General features: G+C 72.5%; 21 protein-coding genes. 12 read left to right on the top strand and 9 right to left on the bottom strand.

Annotated elements, in window-relative coordinates:
- The first annotated feature begins 37 nt into the window (after window positions 1-37).
- The 4 genes from I6A81_RS14440 (at window position 38) to I6A81_RS14425 (ending at window position 5,628) form a co-directional block, all read left to right on the top strand.
- On the top strand, window positions 38-1,474 hold the full coding sequence (locus tag I6A81_RS14440) for a glycosyltransferase family 39 protein (RefSeq protein ID WP_203006186.1): 1,437 nt from the start codon (window positions 38-40) through the stop codon (window positions 1,472-1,474).
- Window positions 1,475-1,602: 128 nt separating this feature from the next.
- Window positions 1,603-3,162 carry an acyltransferase family protein gene (locus tag I6A81_RS14435; RefSeq protein ID WP_203006180.1) on the top strand — a complete coding sequence of 520 codons (1,560 nt, stop codon included), beginning with the start codon at window positions 1,603-1,605 and terminating at the stop codon, window positions 3,160-3,162.
- Window positions 3,163-3,498: 336 nt separating this feature from the next.
- Entirely contained in the window at window positions 3,499-4,977 is a 1,479-nt protein-coding gene (gene rpsA, locus I6A81_RS14430; protein ID WP_238430490.1) for a 30S ribosomal protein S1, read from the top strand.
- A gap of 294 nt (window positions 4,978-5,271) precedes the next feature.
- Window positions 5,272-5,628 (top strand): GlsB/YeaQ/YmgE family stress response membrane protein, encoded by a 357-nt coding sequence (locus tag I6A81_RS14425; RefSeq protein ID WP_307874664.1) that lies wholly within the window; start codon window positions 5,272-5,274, stop codon window positions 5,626-5,628.
- A gap of 87 nt (window positions 5,629-5,715) precedes the next feature.
- Here I6A81_RS14425 and I6A81_RS14420 read toward each other — a convergent pair whose 3' ends face one another.
- The 5 genes from I6A81_RS14420 to I6A81_RS14400 form a co-directional block, all read right to left on the bottom strand.
- Window positions 5,716-6,186: an STAS domain-containing protein gene (locus I6A81_RS14420; RefSeq protein WP_203004416.1), complete on the bottom strand. Its 471-nt coding sequence runs from the start codon at window positions 6,184-6,186 to the stop codon at window positions 5,716-5,718.
- 241 nt (window positions 6,187-6,427) lie between these two features.
- Window positions 6,428-7,642: an RtcB family protein gene (locus I6A81_RS14415; RefSeq protein ID WP_203004417.1), complete on the bottom strand. Its 1,215-nt coding sequence runs from the start codon at window positions 7,640-7,642 to the stop codon at window positions 6,428-6,430.
- 199 nt (window positions 7,643-7,841) lie between these two features.
- On the bottom strand, window positions 7,842-8,165 hold the full coding sequence (locus I6A81_RS14410; RefSeq protein WP_203004418.1) for a protealysin inhibitor emfourin: 324 nt from the start codon (window positions 8,163-8,165) through the stop codon (window positions 7,842-7,844).
- 102 nt (window positions 8,166-8,267) lie between these two features.
- On the bottom strand, window positions 8,268-9,347 hold the full coding sequence (locus I6A81_RS14405) for a M4 family metallopeptidase (protein ID WP_203004419.1): 1,080 nt from the start codon (window positions 9,345-9,347) through the stop codon (window positions 8,268-8,270).
- Window positions 9,348-9,531: 184 nt separating this feature from the next.
- Window positions 9,532-10,200: a hypothetical protein gene (locus tag I6A81_RS14400; protein ID WP_307874663.1), complete on the bottom strand. Its 669-nt coding sequence runs from the start codon at window positions 10,198-10,200 to the stop codon at window positions 9,532-9,534.
- A 66-nt stretch (window positions 10,201-10,266) separates the two neighbouring features.
- Here I6A81_RS14400 and coaE point away from each other — a divergent pair, with 66 nt between their 5' ends.
- Together coaE and I6A81_RS14390 are read left to right on the top strand one after the other, a co-directional pair.
- Window positions 10,267-10,866, top strand: coding sequence for a dephospho-CoA kinase (gene coaE / locus I6A81_RS14395; protein ID WP_203004434.1), 600 nt, complete (start codon window positions 10,267-10,269; stop codon window positions 10,864-10,866).
- A 124-nt stretch (window positions 10,867-10,990) separates the two neighbouring features.
- Window positions 10,991-11,743, top strand: a complete 753-nt coding sequence (locus I6A81_RS14390; protein ID WP_203004420.1) for a class I SAM-dependent methyltransferase — start codon at window positions 10,991-10,993, stop codon at window positions 11,741-11,743.
- A gap of 121 nt (window positions 11,744-11,864) precedes the next feature.
- Here I6A81_RS14390 and I6A81_RS14385 read toward each other — a convergent pair whose 3' ends face one another.
- Complete coding sequence (locus I6A81_RS14385) at window positions 11,865-12,953, bottom strand: TerC family protein (RefSeq protein WP_307874662.1); 1,089 nt, start codon at window positions 12,951-12,953, stop codon at window positions 11,865-11,867.
- A 300-nt stretch (window positions 12,954-13,253) separates the two neighbouring features.
- On the opposite strand from I6A81_RS14385, the gene I6A81_RS14380 reads away from it, so the two are divergent.
- Complete coding sequence (locus tag I6A81_RS14380) at window positions 13,254-14,540, top strand: PucR family transcriptional regulator (protein ID WP_307874661.1); 1,287 nt, start codon at window positions 13,254-13,256, stop codon at window positions 14,538-14,540.
- 49 nt (window positions 14,541-14,589) lie between these two features.
- Here I6A81_RS14380 and uvrA read toward each other — a convergent pair whose 3' ends face one another.
- On the bottom strand, window positions 14,590-17,493 hold the full coding sequence (gene uvrA / locus I6A81_RS14375) for an excinuclease ABC subunit UvrA (RefSeq protein ID WP_203004421.1): 2,904 nt from the start codon (window positions 17,491-17,493) through the stop codon (window positions 14,590-14,592).
- A 577-nt stretch (window positions 17,494-18,070) separates the two neighbouring features.
- Here uvrA and I6A81_RS14370 point away from each other — a divergent pair.
- From I6A81_RS14370 to I6A81_RS45555, 3 genes are all read left to right on the top strand, one after another.
- The gene (locus I6A81_RS14370) at window positions 18,071-19,033 is read left to right on the top strand and encodes a glycosyltransferase family 2 protein (protein ID WP_203004422.1); all 963 of its coding nucleotides are present in this window, start codon (window positions 18,071-18,073) and stop codon (window positions 19,031-19,033) included.
- A 188-nt stretch (window positions 19,034-19,221) separates the two neighbouring features.
- Window positions 19,222-19,887 (top strand): MBL fold metallo-hydrolase, encoded by a 666-nt coding sequence (locus I6A81_RS14365; RefSeq protein ID WP_203004423.1) that lies wholly within the window; start codon window positions 19,222-19,224, stop codon window positions 19,885-19,887.
- 348 nt (window positions 19,888-20,235) lie between these two features.
- Window positions 20,236-20,736: a helix-turn-helix transcriptional regulator gene (locus I6A81_RS45555; RefSeq protein ID WP_203004424.1), complete on the top strand. Its 501-nt coding sequence runs from the start codon at window positions 20,236-20,238 to the stop codon at window positions 20,734-20,736.
- An 8-nt stretch (window positions 20,737-20,744) separates the two neighbouring features.
- On the opposite strand, the gene I6A81_RS14355 is transcribed toward I6A81_RS45555, so the two are convergent.
- Complete coding sequence (locus I6A81_RS14355) at window positions 20,745-22,118, bottom strand: peptidase M50 (RefSeq protein ID WP_203004425.1); 1,374 nt, start codon at window positions 22,116-22,118, stop codon at window positions 20,745-20,747.
- Window positions 22,119-22,261: 143 nt separating this feature from the next.
- Between I6A81_RS14355 and uvrB the strand changes: the two genes are divergently transcribed.
- Window positions 22,262-24,415, top strand: coding sequence for an excinuclease ABC subunit UvrB (gene uvrB, locus I6A81_RS14350; protein ID WP_238429553.1), 2,154 nt, complete (start codon window positions 22,262-22,264; stop codon window positions 24,413-24,415).
- Between the two features lie 16 nt (window positions 24,416-24,431).
- Here the strand turns inward: uvrB and I6A81_RS14345 are convergent, their stop codons facing one another.
- Window positions 24,432-25,022, bottom strand: a complete 591-nt coding sequence (locus tag I6A81_RS14345; RefSeq protein ID WP_307874660.1) for an NUDIX hydrolase — start codon at window positions 25,020-25,022, stop codon at window positions 24,432-24,434.
- Between the two features lie 141 nt (window positions 25,023-25,163).
- Between I6A81_RS14345 and I6A81_RS14340 the strand changes: the two genes are divergently transcribed.
- Window positions 25,164-25,700: a Uma2 family endonuclease gene (locus tag I6A81_RS14340; RefSeq protein ID WP_203004427.1), complete on the top strand. Its 537-nt coding sequence runs from the start codon at window positions 25,164-25,166 to the stop codon at window positions 25,698-25,700.
- Window positions 25,701-25,707 lie beyond the last annotated feature (7 nt).

Below are 25,707 nucleotides of genomic sequence, written 5' to 3'. Positions count from 1 at the left end.
GGAGCGGGCGTCCGACGCCGGCGCCCCGCGGCCGCCGATGATCGGCCGGCCCAGTCGCCGCTGGTGGCTGTTGCTGGGCTTGTTCATGGCCGTGGGTCTCGGCGTGCGCCTGTGGTATCTGTTCGCCTGGATGCATCCGGCCGAGGTGCAGGGCGACCCGCTCTACTACCACGACGCGGCCAACCTGTTCGCCGACGGGCGAGGCTGGCCGGACCCGTACGAGCTGAGGCTCAACAAGCGCTACGTCCCGGACGCGCAGCATCCGCCGCTGACCAGCGCGCTGCTCGCCCTGCCCTCCCTCGTCGGGCTGCGGACCTTCCTCGATCACCAGGTGTTCTCCTGCCTGCTGGGCACGCTCGCGGTCGGGATCATGGGCCTCACCGGCCGCCGCGTCGCCGGTCCCGCGACCGGGCTGGTCGCGGCCGGGATCGCGGCCGTCTACCCCGGCATGTGGATCAATGACCCGCTGCTGATGTCGGAGACGAGCGGGATCCTCGCCACGTCGGCGGTCCTCTGGCTGGCCTACCGGTTCTGGGAGCGGCGCGGCTACCTGGACGCGGCGCTGCTGGGAGTCGCGGTCGCCGCCGCGGCGCTCGCGCGGGCCGAGCTGGCACTGCTCGGCGTCTTCCTGGTGACGCCGCTGGTCCTCATCGCACGGCCCGAAGACGCTCCCCCACGGATCGGCTGGCGCCGATCCGTGGGGACCCCTGCGGCGGCGACGGCGAAGCCTCGCGCGGCCGGAGGGCGCCTGGCCGGCATCGTGGCCTCCTGGCGGCGGCGGCTGGGGATGCTGGTCGCCGCGGGCGCGGCCTGCGTGCTCGCGATCGCCCCGTGGAGCATCTACAACCTCACCCGGTTCAGCGAGCCCGAGTACCTGTCCAGCGGGCTCGGCACGACGCTCGCCGTGACGCACTGCGAGACGACCTACTCCGGCCCGCACCTCGGCTGGTGGGACTTCGACTGCATCCTGGCGATCGAGAATCCGCCGACCGAGCGCTCCGAACGCGACGTCTTCTACCGCGAGGCGGCCTTCACGTACATCGATGCGCACAAGGGTGAGCTGCCCAAGGTCGCCGCCGCCAGGGCCGGGCGGACCTGGGGGCTGTTCCGCCCGTGGCAGCAGGTCCGGCTGGACACGGTCGAGCTGCGGCCGGTCGGCGTGAGCCAGGTCGGGATGGTCTCGCTGTGGGTGCTCATGGCCGCCGCCGTCGTCGGCGCCGTGCTGCTGCGCCGGCGCCGGGCGCTGCTGCTGCCGCTGCTGGCGCTGCCGGGGGTGCTCACGCTCGCCTCCACGATGGTCTACGGCACCAGCCGCTTCCGGGCCGTCGCGGAGCCGGCGGTGGTGCTGCTCGCGGCGGTCGCGTTCGCGGCGATCCGTTCCCGGTTCACCCCGCACGGCCGGCACGCCGGCGGCCGGCCGCCCGCGGCCCACGTCCCCGCCCAGGCCCAGGTCGGGCAGCCCGAGACCGGCTGACGCGCGCGCTCACCGCCCGCCCGGCGGCGTCTGCCGCGTGTTCGCTGCCGGCGCCGCCGGGCGATTGCCGGGAGGCGCCCTGGTACCTTGCGTTCCGTGCCGGACAGCAGCTACCCGCGACGCGTGTCGTGAGCGGCGCCGGAGTCCGCCAGCTCGGACGGTCCGACGACCCAACGACGATCGCGGTCGACGCCGACACCACGGTGGTCCCGGCGGGCGCTCCGGCGGCGTCGCCCACAGGCGTGGACGCCTCCGCCGGCAGCGGCGCCCAGCGCGATCTGACGGTCTTCCCTGGCTTCGACGGGCTGCGCGCGATCGCCGCCATCCTCGTGGTGGTCGTGCACGCCGGCTTCATCTCCACCCTGACGCTGCAGTCCAGCCTCGGGCCGTACGCCGCCCGGGCCGAGATCGGCGTCGCGGTCTTCTTCCTCATCTCCGGCTTCCTGCTCTACCGGCCGTTCGTCGCGCGCCACCTGGCGCTCGCCGAGACGGGCGGCGGCCGGGACGTCCCCGACGCGGGCGGTTTCTGGATTCGCCGCTTCATGCGGATCGTCCCGCTCTACTGGCTGGTGTTCGTGATCAGCCTTGTCGTCATCACCGACAAGATGATCGTCTCGAACATCAAGGGCCTGGCGCAGTGCCTGCTGTTCGTCCAGGGCTACCGGCAGGAATGGGCGATCCAGGGCCTCACCCAGGCCTGGACGCTCAACGTCGAGGTCGCGTTCTACCTCTTCGTCCCGCTCTACGCCTGGCTGCTGGGCCGCCGCGTGTTCGCCGGCCGCACCCAGCTGCTTGTCGAGCTCACCGGCGTCGCCGCGCTGTACGTCACGGGCACGCTCCTGCACTGGCGGATGGTCGGGGTCGACACCGGCTGGGCGGACGGCTGGCCGGCGTGGCTGCCGATCTGGTGGGACCTGTTCTCGATGGGCATGTTCCTGGCGGTCGTCTCCGCCTGGTACGGCCGGCGGGGCCGCCACCCGAGGTGGTCGACGCTGCCCGGCTCCGGTCTCGTGTGCTGGCTGCTGGCGGCGCTGTGCTACTGGGCGGCGAGCACCCGGATCGGGCTGCCGCTGTGGCCCGTGTACGAGGCGTCCGTCCGCACGGACCTGGGCAAGCACCTGTTCTACGGGCTCTTCGGGTTCTTCCTGCTGCTGCCGGCGGTGTTCGGCCCGCAGCGGCGCGGGATCGTCCGCCGGTTCCTGGCCAGCCGAGTGATGACCTTCCTGGGCTCGATCTCGTACGGCATCTACCTGTGGCACCAGACCGTCATCGACGTGGTGATGACGCGCAGCGGCTGGAAGATCTGGCAGATCGGCTTCGTCCCGCTCTTCGTGGTCGTCTTCGGGCTCACGGTCGCGCTGTCGGCGCTGACCTACTACCTCATCGAGCGGCCGTGCCAGAACCTGGCGAAGGACTGGGCCCGGCGCTGGAAGAACCGCCAGCGACGTGGCCGCGCCGGCGTGGCCGGCGCCGCGGTCCGGTCCGGTCCGGCCGGCCAGGACCAGGCCGCCGCGGAGCCGGCGGCGATCCCCGCGCCAACCCGTCCTGGCGCGGCGGCGGGCGTGTTGGACGAGACAACCGTCCCAGTGCCCCCTGAGGCGGCCACCCCGGATACGATCGGGCCCGAGGGTGGCGCCGCCCCCTCCGCGACCCCCACTGACGCGGGCCGCGGCAGCCGAGCAGGCTGACCAGCTCGTCATCCTTCGGATGGCTCCCCGGTGGTCAAGGTGCCGCCCGGGCGTGACCCTGGACTCCCACCGTCGAGTCTCACTCGACCAGAGCCCCACGCCGGCAGGCGCGCGTCAGCCTGCGCGCGGTCTCCCGTTGACCGGTCCGGAGACGCTTCCCTAGACTGGGGTCGGCACGAGGGTCTGTGGGTCTCGGACCGAGCAGATCCACTCGAGCAGTCGTTATCGGTTCTGACAGGTCGATGTCAGCGGCAAAGTCGTTGTCCTCTGTCCCTCCGTCCCGGCGGTTCGACCCGGCTCTCGCGCTGACGTCAACCCCTAGTCGGAGCCGACCCCTTGACGAGCACCACCGACGTTCGACCCGTGGAGACCGTGACCAGCCCGCAAAGCCCGACCACACCACAGGTCGCGGTCAACGACATCGGCTCGGCCGAGGACTTCCTCGCCGCCGTCGACAAGACGATCAAGTTTTTCAACGACGGTGACATCGTCGACGGCACCATCGTCAAGGTGGATCGCGACGAGGTGCTGCTGGACATCGGTTACAAGACCGAGGGTGTCATCCCGTCCCGCGAGCTGTCGATCAAGCACGATGTGGACCCGCACGAGGTCGTCTCGGTGGGCGACCATGTCGAGGCTCTCGTCCTCCAGAAGGAGGACAAGGAGGGCCGGCTGATCCTGTCCAAGAAGCGCGCCCAGTACGAGCGCGCCTGGGGCACGATCGAGAAGCTCAAGGAGGAGGACGGCGTCGTCACCGGCACCGTCATCGAGGTCGTCAAGGGTGGTCTGATCCTCGACATCGGCCTGCGCGGCTTCCTGCCCGCGTCGCTGGTCGAGATGCGTCGTGTGCGTGATCTGCAGCCCTACGTGGGCCGCGAGCTCGAGGCCAAGATCATCGAGCTGGACAAGAACCGCAACAACGTGGTTCTTTCCCGCCGGGCGTGGCTGGAGCAGACCCAGAGCGAGGTCCGCTCCGAGTTCCTGTCGCAGCTGGCCAAGGGCCAGATCCGCAAGGGTGTCGTCAGCTCCATCGTCAACTTCGGCGCCTTCGTCGACCTCGGCGGGGTCGACGGCCTGGTGCACGTCTCCGAGCTGTCCTGGAAGCACATCGACCACCCGTCCGAGGTGGTCGAGGTCGGCCAGGAGGTCACCGTCGAGGTCCTCGACGTCGACCTGGACCGCGAGCGGGTCTCGCTGTCGCTGAAGGCGACGCAGGAGGACCCGTGGCGCCAGTTCGCCCGGACCCACGCCATCGGTCAGGTCGTGCCCGGTCGGGTCACCAAGCTCGTGCCGTTCGGCGCGTTCGTCCGCGTGGACGAGGGCATCGAGGGCCTGGTGCACATCTCCGAGCTGGCCGAGCGCCACGTGGAGATCCCGGAGCAGGTCGTCAACGTGGGCGACGAGATCCTGGTCAAGGTCATCGACATCGACCTCGACCGGCGCCGGATCAGCCTCTCGCTCAAGCAGGCGAACGAGCTGTCCGCGCTCGCGGGCGAGGGCGAGACGTTCGACCCGAGCCAGTACGGCATGGAAGCCAAGTACGACGAGCAGGGCAACTACGTCTACCCGGAGGGCTTCGACCCGGAGACCGGCGAGTGGCTGCCCGGCTTCGAGGAGCAGCAGGCCGAGTGGGAGCGGCAGTACGCCGAGGCCCAGTCGCGCTACGAGGCGCACCAGGCGCAGATCCGCGCCGCCCGCGAGGCCGAGGCCGCCGCGGTCGCGCCGTCGTCGTACACCTCCGAGTCCAACCAGCCCGCCTCGGCTATCGACGAGGAGGCGCTGCGCCGCCTGCGCGAGCAGTTCGGTAGGGGCTAGCCAGGCCGAGGGCCCAGGCCCTCCACGGCACGCCAGTCGCCCCCGTCGGTTCTTACCGGCGGGGGCGATTCGTTTTGTTGGGGCGGCTTGTTGGGGCGGCGGTTCCGCGCGCCGGTCGCGCTCCGGAGTTTCGCTGGTCAGGGCAGGGGTATCTCCACGGCCTTACCGTCGAACACGTCGGAGCCGCTGCCCACCGCTTTGGGCGCACCCGGTTTCGCGGCCCGGTGCCCGCCGAAGCGCGGGAGCGGAATCGGCGAGGATCCCGGCGAGCGGTCCGGGCCGATAGCTGAAAGGTTGGAGCTGATCGTGTTCCAAATCCTGTGGATCGTGATCGGCGGAGCCATCGTCGGTCTGATCGCTCGAGCGCTGATGCGCCGTGGAAATGTCCCACTGTGGGCGACCGTCTGCCTGGGTATCGTCGGTGCGCTCATCGGCAACGCGATCGCCGGCTGGATCGGCGTGCGAAACACGAGCGGTATCGACTGGATCCGCCACGTCCTGCAGATCGGGGCGGCGTGCGTGCTCATCGGCGTGGTCGCCCCGTTCGTGATGCGCCGCCGCGGTGCCGGTACCGGCGGGGGGCCATCGCTGTTCGGCGGCGCCGGCCACCGCTCCCGCTCCCGCGACCGGTCGCACATCGACATGCGCTGATCGACGCGTGACCCGCGCTGACGTGCCCCGCCCACGGGCGGACCTCTCGCCGGCCTGGAGGCTCGCCGTCCTGGAACAGCGCGACGGTTACCCGGCGGGCACCGGCCCGGAGACGACGCGCAGGCCTGGGGCGTCGTCCCAGCCGGTGACGATGAGCAGGCCAAGCAGCCAGGGGGCGACCGCGTGCAGGACGAGCCGGCGGCCGTCACGGTGCAGGTTGTCGGCCGAGGCGACCAGGGCCCGCAGGCCACCGACGTCGACGCGGCGCAGCCGAGCCAGGTCGACCCGCACGTCGCCGCGTCCGTGGTGGGCGACCTTCGCCAGGGTGCCGACGAGCGCTGGCAGCACCGAGACGTCGACATCCCCGTCGATCGCGAGCATCGGCGGTTCGAAGGTGGCCGCGACCCGCATCGAACCGGTCTGGATCTCCATCCGCTCGGCGGCGACGCGCGGGAGGCGGTCCGTCGCCGGGTTGGTCGGGTCCGCGGGACCGCCGGGCGCCTGGGCGCCCGGGAAGCCTGTGAGGTCGTCGTTTTCCGGAACACTGACGTCGGGCATGTGCGCTCTTCCCTTCGCGAAGCCGCCAAATGCCGGGACAAACCGCTCAACGATTCAGAATCACGGTAGGATCCGCTGACCGGCGCCGTCTTCGGTCCAAGGACCATGTTTCAGGTCGACGCAGTGGTCCTGTCCAGCAATGGTGGCTTATTCGCATGGGGTCCGGCACCGTGGTGCCGGACCCCATCGGGATGAAACTTTGCGGTATCGCGTCAGTTACCCGCGTGCAGTCGCCTTTTTGTCAGCCCTTCACGCAGAGGACGGCGCGCAGCCGCGCGACCACCTCGACCAGGTCGCCGCTGTAGCCGATGACCTCGTCGATGTCCTTGTAGGCGCCCGGGATCTCGTCCAGCACGCCCGGGTCGGTACGGCACTCCACGCCGGCCGTCTGGGCCTTCAGGTCGTCGACGGTGAACGTCTTGCGTGCCTTGGTCCGGCTCATCTTCCGCCCGGCGCCATGCGGCGCCGACTCGAACGCCTCCTGGTTCCCGAGACCGCGGACGAGAAACGAGCCGGTGCCCATCGAACCGGGGATGATGCCGTACTCGCCCGACCGGGCCGAGATCGCCCCCTTGCGGGTGACCAGCACGTCTGCTCCGTAGTGGTGCTCCTCGGCGACGTAGTTGTGGTGGCAGTTGACGTTGGCGAAGGCCGCGTCGCCCGCGTGCGGGCCCTCGGCCGGCGGGCACGGGACGCGCAGCGCCGGGAAGAACCGGCGCAGCGCCCCGGCGAACAGAGCGAGCATGGTCTCCCGGTTGCGCCGCGCATAGTCCTGCGCCCAGCGCAGATCGTTGCGGTAGGTGGCCATCTCGGGCGTGCCGGCGAGGAACACGGCGAGATCGCGGTCAGGCAGGCCGACGTTGTGCGTCAGTCCCTTGGCGATCCCGATGTGGATGTCCGCCAGCGACTTGCCGATGTTGCGGGACCCGGAGTGCAGCATCATCCAGACCGCGTCGTCGGCGTCCAGGCACAGCTCGATGAAGTGGTTGCCGGAGCCGAGCGTGCCCAGCTGACCCATCGCCCGGCCGAGCAGACCGGATGCCTTCGGGTGCAGCCGCGAGAAGGCGTCCCACAGGTCGTCCTGCCGGCGGACCCGGGTGGAGATGGTGGTGTGGTGCCGGTGGCCGACCGGGATCGCCGCCTCGATCGCGGACCGTACCTCACCCAGATCGTCGGGCAGGTCGGACGCGGTCAGGTTCGTCCGGAGCGCGGCCATACCGCAGCCGATGTCGACGCCGACCGCGGCCGGCGACACGGCGTCGCGCATCGCCACGACCGAGCCGACGGTGGCGCCCTTGCCGAGATGTACGTCCGGCATTGCCGCGACGTGGTGGTGGATGTACGGAAGCGACGCGATCGCGCGCAGCTGGTCCAGCGCCGCGCTCTCCACGCCCTCCGGCCGGGTCCACATCAGAATCGGCGCCCGCTCGCTCTTGAGCCGCGCCACGGGACTCATGACTACTACTCCTCTGCTGCCCTCGGGCCGGGCGGCGGCCCGCGGGCCCACCGCGCCGTCGTCGTCGCCGGGTCCGTCCCGGCCAGGAATCGCGCGCGCCCGATCAGAATGCGGGAGCGCCCCGGAACGGACAAACCGTTTTCGTCGTCCGTTTTCGTGATCCGGAGGCCGGCGGGGGAGGAGCCACCCAGGGCACGCCCTAGCCGTGGGCAGGCAGCAGCGGCGCCTTGGAGAGCAACTGGATGAGGGATTTCGCGGCCTCGGGGAGCGGGTCGGCGAAGTGATGCACGCCCTGATGCCCCGCGGCGTCGACCGCGACGGCGTAGGTGAACCGGTCGGGCCCGGCCGCCTTGGCGGGCCCGGCGGCGTGGGCGGGCGCGGCCGGCAGCGCGCCGACGAGCGCGCGCAGCGCCTCGGCCTCGGCGTCGGGCAGGTCGTCGGTGTCGAGGCCGCGCCGGATCGTCCGCCCGGCGAACCCGCCGGAACGCTCCAGCACGACCCGCACCCGCTCGCGGTCGCTCATGACCCGATTGTCCACCCGTCCGCGCCACTTGGCCCGCCCAGCGTCCCGACCCGCCACCCTCGAGGCGGAACGGCCGGCGGCGCGCCGAGAACGCCGTCCGGGTCAGACCCGAACGCCGACCGCGCGCCAGCCCTCCTGCACCGTCTTCGCCCCGTCGCTCCCGAACAGGGTCCTGGCCTGGGTCACCGTGATGCTGGCGAACGACCGGAACGAGGCGTTCGTACGCAGCACCGGCGAACGCAGCGTCTCGTACCAGATCTTGCCGGCCTTCTCCCAGGCATGCCCGCCGAACGCGGTCGCGACGTTGTAGAACGCCTTGTTCGGGATACCCGAGTTGATGTGCACCCCACCGTTGTCGGCGGAGGTGTACACGTAGCGGGACATGTGGTCCGGCTGGTCGTCCTTGCCGAGGACCGGGTCGTCGAACGCGGTGCCGGGCGCCTTCATCGAGCGCAGCGCGACGCCCTGCACCCCCGGGGCGAGCAGGCCGCCGCCGATCAGCCAGTCGGCGTCCTCCGCCTTCTGGTCCAGCTTGTGCTGCTTGACCAGGGACCCGAACACGTCGCTCACCGACTCGTTCAGCGCGCCCGGCTGGTTGAGGTACGCGAGCCCCGCCTCGTCCTCGGTGACACCATGGGCCAGCTCGTGGCCGATGATGTCCAGCGACACCGTGAACCGGTTGAACAACTCGCCGTCGCCGTCCCCGAAGACCATCTGCTGGCCGTCCCAGAAGGCGTTGTCGTAGTGGTCGCCGTAGTGGACCGTGGCCAGCAGCGGCAGGCCCTCGTCGTCGATCGAGTTGCGGGCGTAGGTCGACCAGAAGAAGTCGAACGTCGCGCCCAGCCCGTCGTAGGCCTCGTTGACGGCGACGTCCTCGACCGCGGCCGCGCCCTCCGTCCGCACGGTCACGCCGGGCAGGATCTCGCGCCCTTCCGCGTCGGCGATCGTCCGGCGCGGGCCGATCGCGGCCGGCGCCGGCGCCGGTCGCCGCCTGGGCCGCGCGAGCGCGACCGCCGCGTTGTGCGTCCGGGTAAGCCGCGCCGTCGCGTCGAGGGACAGGGTCGACAGCGCCCAGTCACGCTGCTCGGTCGTGCCGTTCCGGATGATCCGCTCGAGGACGTTCGGCGGGACCGCGCAGGGCGCGTGCCGGGCGGGTGCGGTGCTGCGGGGCTCGAGGCTCACGTCGGCTCCCTCGTCGAATGGGTCAGGCGCCGGGCCTGCGCGCGGTGCGCCAAGACCGTCTCCTGGGCTGGTGCGCAACGTGACTGACCTTTCCGCCTCTGGAGCACCGTGTCCAGTACTCGATCCGGTCAGGACCGCGACAGACGCGCCCCGCGTGTCCTGGCCCGCGTACCGGCTCGGACGCCTATCCGGAGTCGCCGGGCGCCGGCGCGTCACGCCCCCGGCGGAGCCGGTTGCGCGCGGCCTGGACGGCCAGGCGCAGCAGGCCCAGGGCCAGGAGCAGCAGGATCCCCTCCGTGGCGTGACTGTCCAGCCAGGTGACCACATCGCGGGCCCACGGGGCGACGGCGCGGGCGGCCAGCAGGTAGAGGGTCGTCGACAGGATCGTGCCGGGGATCAGGAAACGCAGGAACCGGCGCCAGGGGACGTCGCCGCCGCCGAGAGCGGCGTCGACCGCCGCGTTGGTGTTGACCAGGCAGAAGTACAGCAGGGCGCGCTCGGTCGTCCGGCGCGACAGCGCGTCGACCAGGCGCCGCCCGCCGGGGCGCAGGGCCACCAGCGAGCGCAGGTTGGTGCGGGCGACGCCGAAGTAGCCGACGTCGACGAGCGCCCGCAGCGGCACCGCGATCAGCAGGGTCCAGCCGACCGGGGTGGACGCGCCGACGAGCAGCAGGATCGACGGCGTCGGCCGCAGCGCGACCAGCAGCAGCGGCGCGGACGACGCCAGCCGGGTGGTCAGCGCCAGCCCGACGGCGCCGCCGGTGAACAGCACGGCGACGAGCGCCGCCGGCCAGAGCCGGACCAGCCAGGACCGGACCAGCCGGCGCCGAGGGACCTCGGGGGAGCTCACCACCGGCCCAGCATGCCCGTCCCGTCCCATCCGCCGGCCGGGTAGGGCAGACTCGGCGGCGTGGTGAGGGTGGGACTGACCGGTGGAATCGGGTCCGGGAAGAGCGCGGTGTCGAGCCGGCTGGCCGAGCACGGCGCGATCATCGTCGACGCGGACCAGCTCGCCAGGGACGTGGTGGCGCCGGGTACGCCCGGGCTCGCCGCGGTCGCCGACGCCTTCGGGGCGGGGGTGCTGCGGCCCGACGGGAGCCTGGACCGCGAGGCGCTCGGCAGGACGGTGTTCGCCGACCCCGCGGCGCGCGGGCGGCTCGAGGGGATCGTCCACCCGCTGATCCGGGACGAGACCGCCCGCCGGTTCGGCGACACGCCGCCCGACGCGATCGTCATCCACGACATCCCGCTGCTGGTCGAGGCGGGCCTGGCCGGCGGCTACGACACCGTGGTCGTCGTCCAGGCGCCGCGCGAGCTGCGGCTGGAACGGCTCGAGGCGCGTGGGCTGCCCCGCGACCAGGCCGAGGCGCGGATGGCCAACCAGGCCGACGACGACGCCCGCCGCGCCGTCGCCGATGTCGTCCTGGACAATTCCGGCACGCTCGCCGGCCTGCACGCCCAGGTCGACGCCCTCTGGCGCGACCTGCTCGCCCGCCGGGACGCGGCGCGCGCGACCTGACCCGCGACCTGACCAGGGCCTCCCAGCGGGAGCCGACCGTCGGCGGCGGACGCCGTGGCTCGACGTCATCGGGCGTGTGCCGTGCGATATGTGCTTAGAAGGGCTAAAGACGTACGGTCGGGACATGGCACACGAATGGGACGCCACGACCTATGACCGGCTGCCGCTGCCCCACGAGCGCTGGGGACGGCGGACTCTCGCCCGGCTCGCGCTGACCGGCACGGAGACCGTGCTGGACGCGGGTGCCGGCACGGGCCGGGACACGGTCGCGCTGCTCGAGGCGCTGCCCGACGGCCGGGTGATCGCGCTGGACGGTTCCGAGGCGATGCTCGCCGCGCTGCTGGAACGGCTGTCCGACCGGCCGGACCTGCGCGACCGGCTGACCGTGGTGCGTGCCGACCTGTCCGCCCCACTCCCGCTGACCGAGCAGGTCGACGCGGTGTTCAGCGTCGCGACGTTCCACTGGATCCCGGACCACGAAGCGCTGTTCGCGAACCTCGCCGCCGTGCTGCGTCCCGGTGGCCAGCTGGTCTTCGACTGCGGAGGCCACGGCAACATCGCGGCCGTGGAGGCCGTGATCGGGAAGCTGGTCACCGACCGGCCGGCTGTCTGGCCGTTCGCGACCGCCCAGGAGACCGCCGCCCGCCTCACCGCGGCCGGCTTCGTCGACGTGGTGACGTCGCTGGATCCGGACCCGACCCGTATCGACGACCCGGACGTCCTGCGCAGCTTCCTGGAGACGATCATTCTCGGCGCCGACCTCCTCCGGCTCCCCGAGGACGAGCGGGCGGGATTCGTCCACGCGGTCGCCGAGCGGCTGCCCGAGCCGGTCATCGACTACGTCCGCCTCACCGGCTCGGCCCGGCGCGCCGGCTGAGCCGCCGAAGGCCCGGCAACGGGCGAGGACCACGGCCGGGGCCGTGGTCCTCGTTCCGCGACGGCGGGGGGCGCCCCGGGGGCGGGGGCCACGATCGGTCCGTGGTCCCCGCCCCCGCTGGTCAGTGCCGCGGAGCCGGCGCCGCCTCGTCCGACGGCTGGTCGTCACCGGCGACGGACGTCGGAACGGGGGCGCGCGGCTGTCCGGCGGCCGTGTCCGACGGCTGCTCGTCACCCGTCACGGCGGGTTCCTGCTCGCCACCCGCCGCGACGGCCGCCTTCTCGGACTCCGCCTCGTCGTCGGCCGGCGGCGGTGTCACCAGCGACCAGACGACCGAGGCGGTGAGCAGGACGGCGATCACGCCGAGCGAGATGGCGATCGGGATGTGCACCACGTCGGCGAGGATCATCTTCACACCGATGAAGGCGAGGATGACCGCTAGCCCTGTGCCGAGGTGGTGGAACCGGTCGAGGGCACCCGAGAGCAGGAAGAACAGCGACCGCAGACCCAGGATGGCCAGGGCGTTCGCCGTGTAGACCAGGAAGGTCTCGTCGGTCACGCCCAGGGCGGCCGGCACCGAGTCGAACGCGAACAGCACGTCGGCCGTCTCGACCGCCACGAGGACGGCGAGCAGCGGCGTCGCCATCAGCACGCCGCCGCGGCGCAGCAGGAAGTGCTGGCCCTCGTACCGGTCGGTCACCGGGATGATCCGGCGCAGCAGTTTCACCGCGCGGCTGTGTCCCGGGTCCACCTCGACGCCGGAGTCGCGGACCATCTTCACCGCGGTGTAGATCAGGAATGCGCCGAACAGGTAGATCACGAAGTGGAAGGTGTTCAGCAGCGCCATGCCGGCCGCGATGAACGCGAACCGCAGCACCAACGCGCCCAGCACCCCGTAGAACAGCACTCGGTGCTGGTACTCCCGCGGCACCTTGAAGTAGCTGAAGATCAGGGCGAACACGAACAGGTTGTCGACCGACAGGCTCTTCTCGAGCAGCCAGGCGGCGGTGTACTCACCCGCGGCGTCCGGACCCTGCCAGGCCCAGATCACGAAGGCGAACCCGATGCCCAGGCTCACCCACAGCGCGCTCCACAGCGCGGCCTCGCGGAATCCGATCACATGTGCGCGCCGGTGCGCGAGCAGGTCGACGGCTAGTAGGACGACGAGGGCGGCGACGAACGCGGCCCAGGCCCACAGGGGCACGTGCACTGGAGGTCTCCAGATGAGTCCGGGTGATGATCGCGCGGCGTGCGTGTTGGGTCAGGGCGAGCCGGCTTGTCTCAGTCAACGGGGCTATGCCCTTCCATCTCCCGGCAGACACGGACCAGAGTCCGCGACGTTCGCTAGGATCTGGTTGCCGAGAATCGGCAAGAAAGAGTCGGGCCGGGCCCGGCTAGCAGGGCAAACGGCGATCGCGGTCGGTCCGGCCAGCTCCGCCGGTAACTGGGCCACCGTTGCGTGAAGCGACGCCTGCCAACCGCGCTGCCCGCGCGGAGTGAGGGGACCACGGTGCCAGGCGACGACGAGTACGCGGAGCTGCCGGGAACCAGCCTGACCCGACTGCCGCGCGCCGCCGTGCTCGCCGCCCAGGGCGCCCGGCTGCCCGTCGGCCTGCTCGGCGACTACCTGCCCGCGCTCGTCTCGGCCGCCGAGACCGGCCGCCGGCTCACCACCGCGGAGCTGGACCGCTTCCGCGAGCTCGGCCGGGCCGCCGCCGAGGCGGGGGCGTCGCTGCGCGCGCTCGTCGACCTCTACCTGTCCGCCACCTGGCGAGCCTGGCCGTCGCTGCCGGCGGCCGGCGGCGAGGAGCTCGACGCGGCCGGGCGGACCCGCGCCGCGGCCGCGGCGGTGCTGCGGGCGAGCGACGACGCGGTCGCGGCGGTGTGCGAGGGCTACGACGCGGCCCGCGTCGCCCGGGCCCGGGCCGAGGAGGCGCTGCGCCGCGAGCTGGTCGACGACCTGCTCACCGGCACGTCCACCGATCCGGGCGTCGTGCTGGAACGGGCCGCCGCGTTCGGGCTGCGGCTGGAAGCGCCGCACGTCGTGCTGGTCACGGCCGGCGAGCGCCGGTTCGTCGACGGCCGAGGGACGGCGAGGGCCGTCGACGCCGGCCTGCGGTCGACCTGCGCGACGGAGCCGCTGGTCGCCGTGAAGGAGGGGCTGCTGGTCTGCGTCGTCCCCCAGGAGACCGACGATCCGGACGCCCCCGTCGGTGGGCTGCCGCGGCAGGTGGCGAGCCGCCCGCTGGGCTTCACCCCGCTGCCCGCGGGGATGTCGCACGCGGCCCTCGGGGCGTCACGCGCGCTGGCGGTGCTGACCGGGGCGCTGTCCGCCAAGTCCGGCCCGCCCGGCTGGCGGGTCGGGGTGAGCCGGCCGCGCACCGGCGTCACCGGAGTCCGGATCGGGTTCGGCGAGGCGGCGTCGGCGGTCGATCTCGCCGGCCGGCTCGGGCTGCTCGGCCAGCCGACCCACACCGACGACCTGCTCATCTACAAGGTGTTGCTGCGCGACCGGGAGCCGCTGGCCGAGCTGGTGGAGACCGTGCTCGGGCCGCTGCGGGCGGCGCGCGGCGGGGCCGGCCCGCTGCTCGACACCCTGGACGCCTACTTCGCCACCGGCGCGGTCGCGCTCGCCGCCGCCCGCCGGCTGCACCTGTCGGTCCGAGCGCTCACCTACCGGCTGGCCAGGATCCATCAGCTGACCAGGCACGACCCGACCTCACCGACGGACCGCTACGTCCTGCAGACCGCGCTGCTCGGCGCCCGGCTCCTTCGCTGGGATCAGCCCGGTCCCTGAGCCGCTGGCCACCGCCCGCCCGCCCGCCTGGCCTGCCCGGCCGCGGCCGTCAGGCCGCGCCGATCGCCTCGACGAGGGCCGCGGCGTCGACGTGGGCGGACTTCTCGGCGCGCCCGGCGAAGATCTCGCGCAGGAAGACGCCGGTGTGACTGGCCTCGTTGGCCGCGATGGCCTCGGGGGTGCCCTCGGCGACCACCCGGCCGCCGCCGACGCCGCCCTCGGGACCCATGTCGACGATCCAGTCCGCCGTCTTGATCACATCGAGGTTGTGCTCGATGACGATGACGGTGTTGCCCGCGTCGACGAGCCGGCCGAGCACGCCGAGCAGCTTGCGGATGTCCTCGAAGTGCAGGCCGGTGGTCGGCTCGTCGAGCACGTAGACGGTGCGGCCGGTTGAGCGCCGCTGCAGCTCGGCGGCGAGCTTCACGCGCTGCGCCTCGCCGCCGGACAGCGTCGGCGCGGACTGGCCAAGCCGGACGTAGCCCAGGCCGACGTCGTTGAGGGTGCGCAGGTGGCGGGCGATCGCCGGGACGGCCGCGAAGAACTCGGCGGCCTCCTCGATCGGCAGGTCGAGGACCTCGGCGATGTTCTTGCCCTTGTAGTGGACCTCCAGGGTCTCCCGGTTGTAGCGGGCGCCCGCGCACACCTCGCACGGGACGTAGACGTCCGGGAGGAAGTTCATCTCGATCTTGATCGTGCCGTCGCCGGAGCACGCCTCGCAGCGGCCGCCCTTGACGTTGAACGAGAACCTGCCCGGCAGGTAGCCGCGCACCTTGGCCTCGGTGGTCTCGGCGAACAGGCGGCGGATGTGGTCGAAGACGCCGGTGTAGGTCGCCGGGTTGGACCGCGGGGTGCGCCCGATCGGCGACTGGTCGACCCGGACGACCTTGTCCAGGTGGTCGAGGCCGGAGACGGTGCGGTGCCGGCCGGGGACCTCACGGGCGCCGTTGAGCTTGTTCGCCAGCACCGCGGCCAGGATGTCGTTGACCAGCGTGGACTTGCCGGAGCCCGAGACGCCGGTGACCGCGACCAGGCAGCCCAGCGGGAACGACACCGTGACGTCGCGCAGGTTGTGCTCCCGGGCGCCGTGCACCGTGAGCGCCCGGCCCTTCGTCGGCGGCCGGCGCATCGCGGGCACGGCGATCGAGCGCCGTCCGGACAGATAGGCGCCGGTGAGCGACTCCTCGCTGGTGAGCAGCTCGGAGACCGGCCCGGAGACGACGACCCGCCCGCCGTGCTCGCCAGCGCCCGGCCCGATGTCGACGACCCAGTCCGAGGCGAGGATCGTGTCCTCGTCGTGCTCGACGACGATCAGGGTGTTGCCCAGGTCGCGCAGCCGCAGCAGGGTCCTGATCAGGCGGCGGTTGTCGCGCTGGTGCAGGCCGATCGACGGCTCGTCGAGGACGTAGAGCACGCCGACGAGTCCCGAGCCGATCTGGGTGGCCAGCCGGATCCGCTGCGCCTCGCCGCCGGCGAGGGTGGCGGCGGCCCGGTCGAGGGACAGGTAGTCCAGGCCGACGTCGAGCAGGAACGCCAGGCGCGCGTCGATCTCCTTGAGCACCCGGCCCGCGATCGAGCGCTCCCGCTCGGTCAGCTCCAGGGTGGCGAGGAAGTCCGCGCACTCGCGGATCGACATCCCGGCGGCCTCGGCGATCGAGCGCCCGCCGACGGTCACGGCCAGCGACTCGGGCTTGAGCCGGGCGCCGCGGCACGACGGGCAGGGCACGTCGCGCATGTAGCCCTCGTAGCGTTCCCGGCTGGCGTCGGACTCGGCCTCGCGCAGCCGGCGCTCCAGGAACGGGATGACGCCCTCGAAGGACGTGTAGTAGGACCGCTTGCGGCCGTACCGGTTGGTGTAGCCGACGTGGATCTCGGTCGCGCCGCTGCCGCGCAGGACCGCCTGGCGGGCGCGCTCGGGCAGTGCCTCCCACGGGGTGTCCATCTTGAAGCGCAGGTCCTCGGCGAGCGCCGTCAGCAGGCGCTCGAAGTACTCCTTGTTGTGGCCGCCGGACCACGGGCCGATCGCGCCGTCGGCCAGGGACAGCGTCGGGTCGGCGACGACGAGCTCGGGGTCGACCTCCTTGCGGGTGCCCAGCCCCGTGCAGTCGGGGCAGGCGCCGTAGGGGGTGTTGAACGAGAACGAGCGGGGCTCGAGCTCCTCGAACGACAGGCCGTCGTACATACAGGCGAGGTGCTCGGAGAACATCCGCTCGCGCTCGTCGTCAGCCGGGTCGCGGTCGACGAAGTCGAGCAGCACGAGGCCGTTGCCGAGCCGCAGCGCGGTCTCGACCGAGTCGGTGAGCCGGCGCTTGGCGGACGGCTTCGCCGCGAGCCGGTCGACGACCACCTCGATGGTGTGCTTCTTCTGCTTCTCCAGCTTCGGCGGGTCGGTCAGCGGGACGACCTTGCCGTCGACCCTGGCGCGGGCGAAGCCGGAGCCCTGCAGCTCGGCGAACAGGTCCACGTACTCGCCCTTGCGGCCGCGGATGACCGGGGCCAGGACCTGGAAACGCGTCCCCTCGGGCAGCTCCAGCAACTGGTCGACGATCTGCTGCGGGGTCTGCCGGGAGATCGGCCGGCCGCACTTCGGGCAGTGTGGCCGGCCGGCGCGGGCGAACAGCAGCCGCAGGTAGTCGTAGACCTCGGTGATCGTGCCGACCGTCGAGCGCGGGTTGCGGGATGTGGACTTCTGGTCGATCGAGACGGCCGGGGACAGGCCCTCGATGAAGTCGACGTCGGGCTTGTCCATCTGGCCGAGGAACTGGCGCGCATAGGCGGACAGCGACTCGACGTAGCGCCGCTGGCCCTCGGCGAAGATCGTGTCGAACGCCAGGCTGGACTTCCCGGAGCCGGACAGCCCGGTGAACACGATCAGGCCGTCCCTCGGCAGGTCGAGGTCGACGTCACGCAGGTTGTGTTCGCGCGCACCCCGCACGACGAGGCGGTCCGTCATCTGGGTTCCTCAGTCTGCTCTCGGCTGGTCTGCTCGGCTGCGTCTGCCCGCTGTACGCCCGCTCGGCGGCCGCTCGGGGTGGAGCTGGAGGTTCCGCGTTCGCTCGCTCCCGCGTGGCCGGCGCCTCGCCTCCCGGACAGCGCGCCCCCCGGACAGCGCGAAGGCCCTTCCAGGGTACGAACCGGGTGTGACACTCCGGCGGCCGCGGCGCCAGGGCCGAACGCCCGTTCGATACTAGCGGCCGCCCGTCGTGGTCCCCCCAAGGGGGCACACCGGGCCCACGCCCGCGGTGGCGCCGGCGCCGGCCCCGGGCGTCGCGCGGAGACCGGCTTTTCGGCGCCTGGGCGCGCCGTCGTCGCCGGCGAATCGCGCCAGATGCCCATGATGTCCGGCCCGGTCGGCATGAATATTGGCGCAAAACGACCGTCCGGGTACGTGCGATGCTTGTCGCACTCCCGCCGACTCGCCGGGCGGATTTCCTGGCGTGTCCGAATCCCTTGGTTACGGTGGCACGGATCCAATGCTGGTCGCCGAAAAACGACGAAACGCGGCTGGCCCCGCACTGGAAGGGCGGAACATGAACAGCCTGCTCGCCGTCGTCGTCTCCCATGGGGGCTCACCGCACCTGGCCGCGCTGCTGCAGACACTCGTCGGGCTCGCCGGCTGCCGGGTCGTTCTGGTGGAGAACAAGATCGGGACCCGGCACCGTGATGTTCCGGCCGCCGTCCAGGTGTGCTCGGGACACGGAAACGTCGGCTATGGAGCCGCGGTGAACCTGGCCGTACGGCACGTCCTCGCCGACGGGGCCGATGCGGACGGCGAAAAGGGCGAATTCGGCTGGCTTCTGGTGGTGAACAGCGACGTCACCATTCCCCGGGACACGCAGGAGATGCTGCCGAAGCTGCTCGGCCAGGCGCCGCCCGACGTCGACGTGGTCGGCTTCACGATGCGCGCCGACGACGGCGGCCCCGGCCGCTCGGCGGCGGTGCTGCCGACCCGGCGCACCAGCGCCTTCACCGCGGTGCGCGGCGAGGCGGCCGCGGTGGCCCGCTGGCCCGCGCTGAGCTATCCGGTGGGGGCGTTCTTCGCGATCCGGACCGAGACGTTCAGGCTGCTCGACGGGTTCGACCCGGCCTACTGGCTCTACTACGAGGAGACCGACCTGTTCGCCCGGCTGCTCGCGGCCGGCGGCCGGATCACCTGGGCCGATGACACCTGGCCGGTACGGCACACCGGCGGCGGCACCGCCGGCCGAGCCACCGAGCTGCAGCGCGAGCTCGGCCGGGCGGCGACGATCTACGCCCGCCGGCACCGTGACGCCGTCGGCCGCGGCTGGCTCGGCGTCCACGCGGCGCAGCTGGCGCTGCTCGTGGCCCGCAAGGCCGTCACCGGCCGGCGGGCCGACGCCACGCGGGCCCTCCAGATCCTCGTCGGGCTGGTACAGGGGGCCGCGCTGCCCGGCTGGGAGCCGGCCGCCCGGTCCTCCTGGCTGGCGGTGCCGAGCCGGGCGCGCGCCCGGCTGGCCGGGCTCGACGGCTGACCGGCGTCCGCCAGCCGCGTCACCGTGCCCGCGACGCCTGGCCGCGAGGCCTGGCCGACCCGCGCGAACGAGACGACCAGCCTTTCGACGGCTCGGCGGACGGGGAACGGATCCTTCAGCCGTGGTGTGAGATGGAAGGGCTCAGCGACGAGGACGGGCCCAGCCAGGGCCGGGCGTGGAGGGACGAGATGAGCATGCGCGGTTACACGGGCGACGTCGCGGTGGGCGGGCCGCCGGACGTCCGCGAGCTGCCGGACCTGACGGTCACCAAGGTGGCGGTGGGCCCGTTCGACAACAACTGCTACCTGCTCCGGTGCACCGCCACCGGCGAGCAGCTGCTCATCGACGCCGCCAACGAGCCGGACACCCTGCTGCGGCTCATCGGCGACGGGGGCCTGGCGACAGTGGTGACCACCCACCGGCACGGCGACCACGTCCAGGCGCTGTCCGACATCGTCGCGGCCACCGGCGCCACGACCGTCGCGCACCCCGACGACGCTCCCGCGATCCCGGTGCCGACCGACGCCCCGCTGCGCGACGGGGAGGAGATCCGGGTCGGCGAGGTGACCCTGCGCGCGATCCACCTGGTGGGCCACACCCCCGGCTCGATCGCGCTGCTCCACGACGCCGACCCGGCGGCGCCGCACCTGTTCACGGGCGACTGCCTGTTCCCCGGCGGGCCGGGGAACACGTTCGACGACCCGAAGGCCTTCGCGTCCCTGATGGGCGGTCTGGACGAGAAGGTGTTCGGCCCGCTCCCGGACACCACCTGGATCTATCCCGGGCACGGCAAGGACACCACCATCGGCCGGGAGCGCCCACATCTTGCCGAATGGCGCGCCCGCGGTTGGTAAGGCGGTCGGCTCAAGGTCGCCTAGGGGCGACCATCGCCGCTCCGCCGTCGGGGCGCTGAGCGCCCCGACCCCGGTTGGTCTCGGGGTCGGGTATAGAACCGCCGGGGTTGGGTTGGTCTTGATGCCGTGTGGCGCGGTGGCGCGGTTGGTGGCGCGGTGGCGCGGTTGGTGGTGTGTCTGACGGGTGGGCGCCTCGACCGGGCTGGTGCCGGGGTGGGACCTGTGTGGCGGGGGCGGGTCCCGGTCGGTGGCTGGGTGCGTCGCGTCCGATCTGGGGGACGGCGGGCGTGAAGGGGGCGAAGGTGGCACTGTGGGTGGGTGGGTTCTGCCAGGTCGCGACCGGAACCGGTGACGGCGGCGCCGGTCTCGGCGGTTGAGCCGCCGCCGATCACCCTCACCGAGGAGCAGGCGGCCGCCGTCGCCGTGGCGCTCGTCGCGCTGCCGCCGGGGCCGTTGTCCGGCCCTGCCCAGGCGGCCCTGCACGAGGTGCTGACCGCGCTCGGCCCGGCGGGCCAGGATCGGGTCGCCGAGCTCGCCGCCCGGCTGTGGAGCCGCCCCGACGGGTTGCCGCGCACGCCGGCCACGCCGGTGATCGAGGAGGCGATGCACGAGGGCGTCGCGGTCGCCGTCGACTACGTCAACGCCGCCGGGCGCGCCAGCCATCGCCGGATCGAGCCGCACGCCTTCGCCTACGCGCGCGGCAACTGGTACCTGATGGCCTGGTGCCTCGACAAGGACGCGCCGCGCTGGTTCCGCTGGGACCGTATCGGCCACGCGGAGCTCACCACCACGCCTGTCCAGTGGCGTGAGGCGTTCTCGGTCTTCCCCGCCCCCAGTCCGCGCGCCTAGGGCATGTCCTAGCGGCCCGGGTGGTGGCCGGGGCGGCCGAAGGAGGAGATCACCGAGCCGGACCGCAGCGGGGCCGTCTCGATCGCCCGGCGGATCTCCGCCGGGCCGACCAGCCCGACGATCCGCGGCCGGCCGTGCTCGTCGCGCTGCTCCTCGTCCAGGACGAGGACGCAGCCGGCGCTGGGACGCGCGGCCAGGCGTGGGGCGACCACGGCGAGCGGCTCGTCCGGCCGCGCGGTCGGGACCGCCGACAGCGGGATCGTCACCCGGCTGACCCGGGCCAGGTCGCGGTCGTCGAGCGGCACGCCGGCCAGCGCGCGCGCCAGCGCGACACCCGCGAGCGAGCTGTCGAAGTCATGGACCGTGAACACGGTCGACACCGGTGCTCCCGGCCGGGCCACCTCCCGCAGCGCCTCGCCGACGGTCTGCCAGGAGGGCAGGCGGGGCGGCGGCGGCAGCATCACGTCCCGGACGAACACGCCCTCGAGCGCGGAGCCGGCGCGCTGGCTCGCCTGCGCCAGCCGGGACGAGCCCAGCGCCATCCAGCCCAGCAACACCGCCCACAGCCCGATCAGCCCGACGGTGAAGCAGGCCGCGACACCGAGGGCGATCATCGCCCAGCCGATGGCCACGCCGGTGCGCGCGACCACCGCCTCGGCCCGGCGCGGGTCGCCGGTGCGGCGCAGCACACGCGCGGCCAGGATCCGCCCTCCCGGGGTCCGCGGCGAGGGCAGCAGGTCGACCAGGGTGATGAGCAGGGTGAACGAGCCCACCCACAGCGCCACCTGGCCGGCGAGCGCGAGCGTGCCGTCGGGCGCGAGCGCCCCGAGCGTCACGAACACCGCGCCGACCAGCCCGGTGGTCAGCAGGCCGGCGCGGGCGATCGCCGCGTCCGCCCGCGGCTCCAGCCCGCTGGGCGACGGCCGGCCCTCCTGGGCCGGCGGCTGGTCGGGCTGGTCGGCCTGAGCCAGCTGGCCGGGCCGGCGGGCGCCCTCGGCGGGCTCCGCCGGATACGGTTCCGCCGGGGAGCCGGCGCCCCAGACCATCTCGTCCGGGCCGCGCCGCCAGCCGCCGCCGGGCAGGGGCGGGCGGGCGAGCACGAGCCTGCTGCCGAAGACGCCGAGCTCGATCGCGCGCACGGTCAGCCCGCCGCGCCGGGCGGCCACGGACCGCGCGAGGTCCGCGGCGGTCAGGATCGCCAGCAGCAGGAGGGCGCCGAGCAGGCCGGCGCTGAGGTAGGCGGAACCTGTCCGGTCCGGGACGGTGACCGGCAGGGTCAGCCAGCCGAGCAGGGCGGTGACGACGGCGACCGAGACGACGAGTCCCGGACGCACGACGATCCGAGGCAGCCGCCCGCCCCGGGCCGCGTCCTGTGTGCCCATGGCCCTCGTGGCTCCTTTCGGGGGGTTCTCACCCCGTCAACGTCTGTCGTGCCCCTGGCCCTCCCGCCTGAACCGGCGATCTCGCCCGGGGCACCCCGAAGGCACCGGGGAAACTGTCGGACGCGTGTGGTGTTCTGGTCAACATGAGCACGGCGTCCGCACATCCGGCCGGCACTGGTTCGACCGGCACTCGTCCTACCGTCACAGTGGAGCGCTCGCGGGCGCCCTTCAAGGTGGTCTCCGACTACCAGCCGTCCGGCGACCAGCCAGCGGCGATCAAGGAGCTGGCGCGGCGGATCCGGGCGGGTGAGAAGGACATCGTGCTGCTCGGCGCGACGGGCACCGGCAAGTCCGCGACCACGGCCTGGCTCGTCGAGGAGCTGCAGCGTCCGACGCTGGTGATGGCGCCCAACAAGACGCTGGCGGCGCAGCTGGCCAACGAGTTCCGCGAGCTGCTGCCGAACAACGCGGTCGAGTACTTCGTCTCGTACTACGACTACTACCAGCCCGAGGCATACATCGCGCAGACGGACACCTACATCGAGAAGGACTCCTCGATCAACGAGGAGGTCGAGCGGCTGCGGCACTCGGCGACGATGAGCCTGCTCACCCGCCGCGACGTGGTCGTTGTCGCCAGTGTCAGCTGCATCTACGGCCTTGGCACCCCGCAGGAGTACATCGACCGGATGGTGCGGCTCTCGGTGGGTGAGGAGGTCGACCGCGACCTCCTGCTGCGCCGACTTGTCGACGTCCAGTACGCCCGCAACGATCTGGCCTTCACCCGAGGCACGTTCCGGGTGCGCGGCGACACGGTCGAGGTGTTCCCGGTCTACGAGGAACTGGCCGTGCGGGTCGAGCTGTTCGGCGACGAGATCGAGCGGCTCACCTACCTGCACCCGTTGACCGGCGAGGTCGTCCGCGAGGTCGACGAGGTCTACGTCTTCCCGGCGACCCACTACGTCGCGGGCCCGGAGCGGATGGAACGGGCCATCGGCGGCATCGAGGAGGAGGTGACCGAGCGGCTGGCCACCCTGGAGGGGCAGGGCAAGCTGCTCGAGGCCCAGCGGCTGCGGATGCGGACCACCTACGACATCGAGATGATGCGCCAGGTCGGTTTCTGCTCGGGTATCGAGAACTACTCGCGGCACATCGACGGCCGTGCCGCCGGCACCGCGCCGCACACCCTGCTGGACTACTTCCCCGACGACTTCCTCCTGGTCATCGACGAGTCGCACGTCACCGTGCCCCAGATCGGCGGCATGTACGAGGGCGACATGTCGCGCAAGCGCAATCTGGTCGACCACGGCTTCCGGCTGCCCAGCGCGATGGACAACCGGCCGCTGCGCTGGGAGGAGTTCCTGGAGCGGATCGGTCAGACCGTCTACCTGTCGGCCACCCCGGGCCCCTACGAGCTGGGCCGGTCTGACGGAGTCGTGGAGCAGATCATCCGGCCGACAGGCCTGGTTGACCCGGAGGTGGTGCTCAAGCCGACGAAGGGCCAGATAGACGACCTCGTGCACGAGATCCGGCTGCGCGCGGAGCGCGACGAGCGGGTGCTGGTCACCACCCTGACCAAGAAGATGGCCGAGGACCTCACCGACTACCTGCTGGAGCTCGGCATCCGGGTCCGCTACCTGCACAGCGAGGTGGACACGCTGCGCCGGGTCGAGCTGCTCACCGAGCTGCGTCGCGGCGAGTACGACGTGCTGGTCGGCATCAACCTGCTGCGTGAGGGCCTCGACCTGCCCGAGGTGTCGCTGGTGTCGATCCTGGACGCGGACAAGGAGGGTTTCCTGCGCTCCGACAAGTCGCTGATCCAGACGATCGGCCGGGCGGCCCGCAACGTCGCCGGCCAGGTGCACATGTACGCCGACTCGGTCACCCCGTCGATGCGAAGGGCGCTGGAGGAGACGAACCGCCGACGTGCCCGGCAGATCGCCTACAACGAGGCGAACGGTATCGACCCTCAGCCGCTCCGCAAGAAGGTCATCGACATCCTCGACGACATGGTCCGGGAGAGCGCCGACGGCGAGCTGTACGGCGGCGGCCGGGCGCAGTCACGGGGCAAGGCGCCGGTGCCCGGCATGAAGTCACGCAAGCAGGACGCGGTCGGCCGGTATGCCGCGGAGCTCGCGGGCATGCCGCGTCAGGACCTGGCCAACCTCATCAGGCAGCTCGACGACCAGATGCACGAGGCCGCCAAGGAGCTGCAGTTCGAGCTGGCCGCCCGGCTGCGCGACGAGATCGCCGAGCTGAAGAAGGAGCTCCGCGGCATGACCGCCGCCGGCATCGAGTGACCGGCCGCTCGGGTCGCTATCCCCGTTCGGTCGCGGGGGCGGCGGGCGACCCGCCAGCCAGGGTGGCGAGGGCGCTGGTGACCAGATGGCGCATCAGCTCCGGGCGGCGGCCGCGGTAGCGGGCCAGGAAGTCGTCGGGTGGCAGGATCACCCGCCCGGCCGACTCGTGCCCGTCCGTCCAGGGAGCCAGCCGCCGCACCCGCGCGACATAGATGACCATGTAGGTCAGGTCGTCCGGCCCGAAGTAGTCGGACTCGATGACCTCGACGAGGCGCGGCTCGGCCAGCTCGGCCCGGACCTCCTCCCAGGTCTCGCGGCGGACGGTCTCCTCCGCGGACGCGTCACCTCGCTGGACGTGCCCGCCGGGCAGGTCGAGGCCGCGCGCCAGGTCCGCGAGCACCAGCCGGCCGTCGTCGGCCACCGCGACCACCGAGGCACTGGTCACCGCCTCGAACGGCGGCGCCGCGTCCGCCCCCAGGCAGGTGAACCGCGCCTCGCCCCGGCGCCCCCGGGTGGTCCGCCGACGGTCCTCACTCGCGGCCGGGCCGGGCGGGACCGTCACGTCGTTCACCTCGTCCTCCGTGTCATCCGCGCCCCGAACCGTCACGACTCATCATTATGATCGTGAACCACGGGGACCGGCCATGACGGCCGGAGCCCGACAGCCGGAGCCGGTCCAGCGGCACATCCGGTGGCGTGGCGCCATGCCTGGTTGGCGATCGGCGGCGCGAGCGGGGACAATCGGCGCATGACCATGATCAGCGTGCCCGCCGAGATCACTCTTGGCGATGTGGCGGCCATGGGTCAGGCCGACGAGCTGCATCGCTACGAGCTGAGCGACGAGGGGGAGCTGCGGGTCATGATGACGCCGACGCCGGAGCACTCCCGGATCGTCATGCGGCTGACGGCCTGGTTTCTGCGCAACGGCGTTGACGAGGAGCGGCTGCGCACCGACCTCGGCATCTACACCGGGGGCGGGCGTCAGCCCGACCTGACGGTGTGGGCGGACACGGCTCCGGACGCCGGCGTCGCCTCGGTCTACGTCCCCGTGGACGGGCTTCAGGTGGTCATCGAGGTCGTCTCCCGCGGGTCGCGGCAGAACGACCTGGTGGACAAAGTGGGCGAATATGCCCGTGCCGGGATCGAGCGGTACTGGACGGTCGAGCAGGGCGGCACCCAGCCGGTGACGTTCCGGACGCTCGGAACCGGGGGGTACTCGTCGGCGGGGCCGCGCCCGCTGGACTGGGTGCTCAAACGGCACCCCGCCGACTTCGGGCTGAGCTGACCGGCCC

The organism is Frankia nepalensis (genome assembly GCF_016786325.1).
Lineage (GTDB): Bacteria > Actinomycetota > Actinomycetes > Frankiales > Frankiaceae > Pseudofrankia > Pseudofrankia nepalensis.
This window is presented reverse-complemented; position numbering and strand designations above follow the sequence as displayed.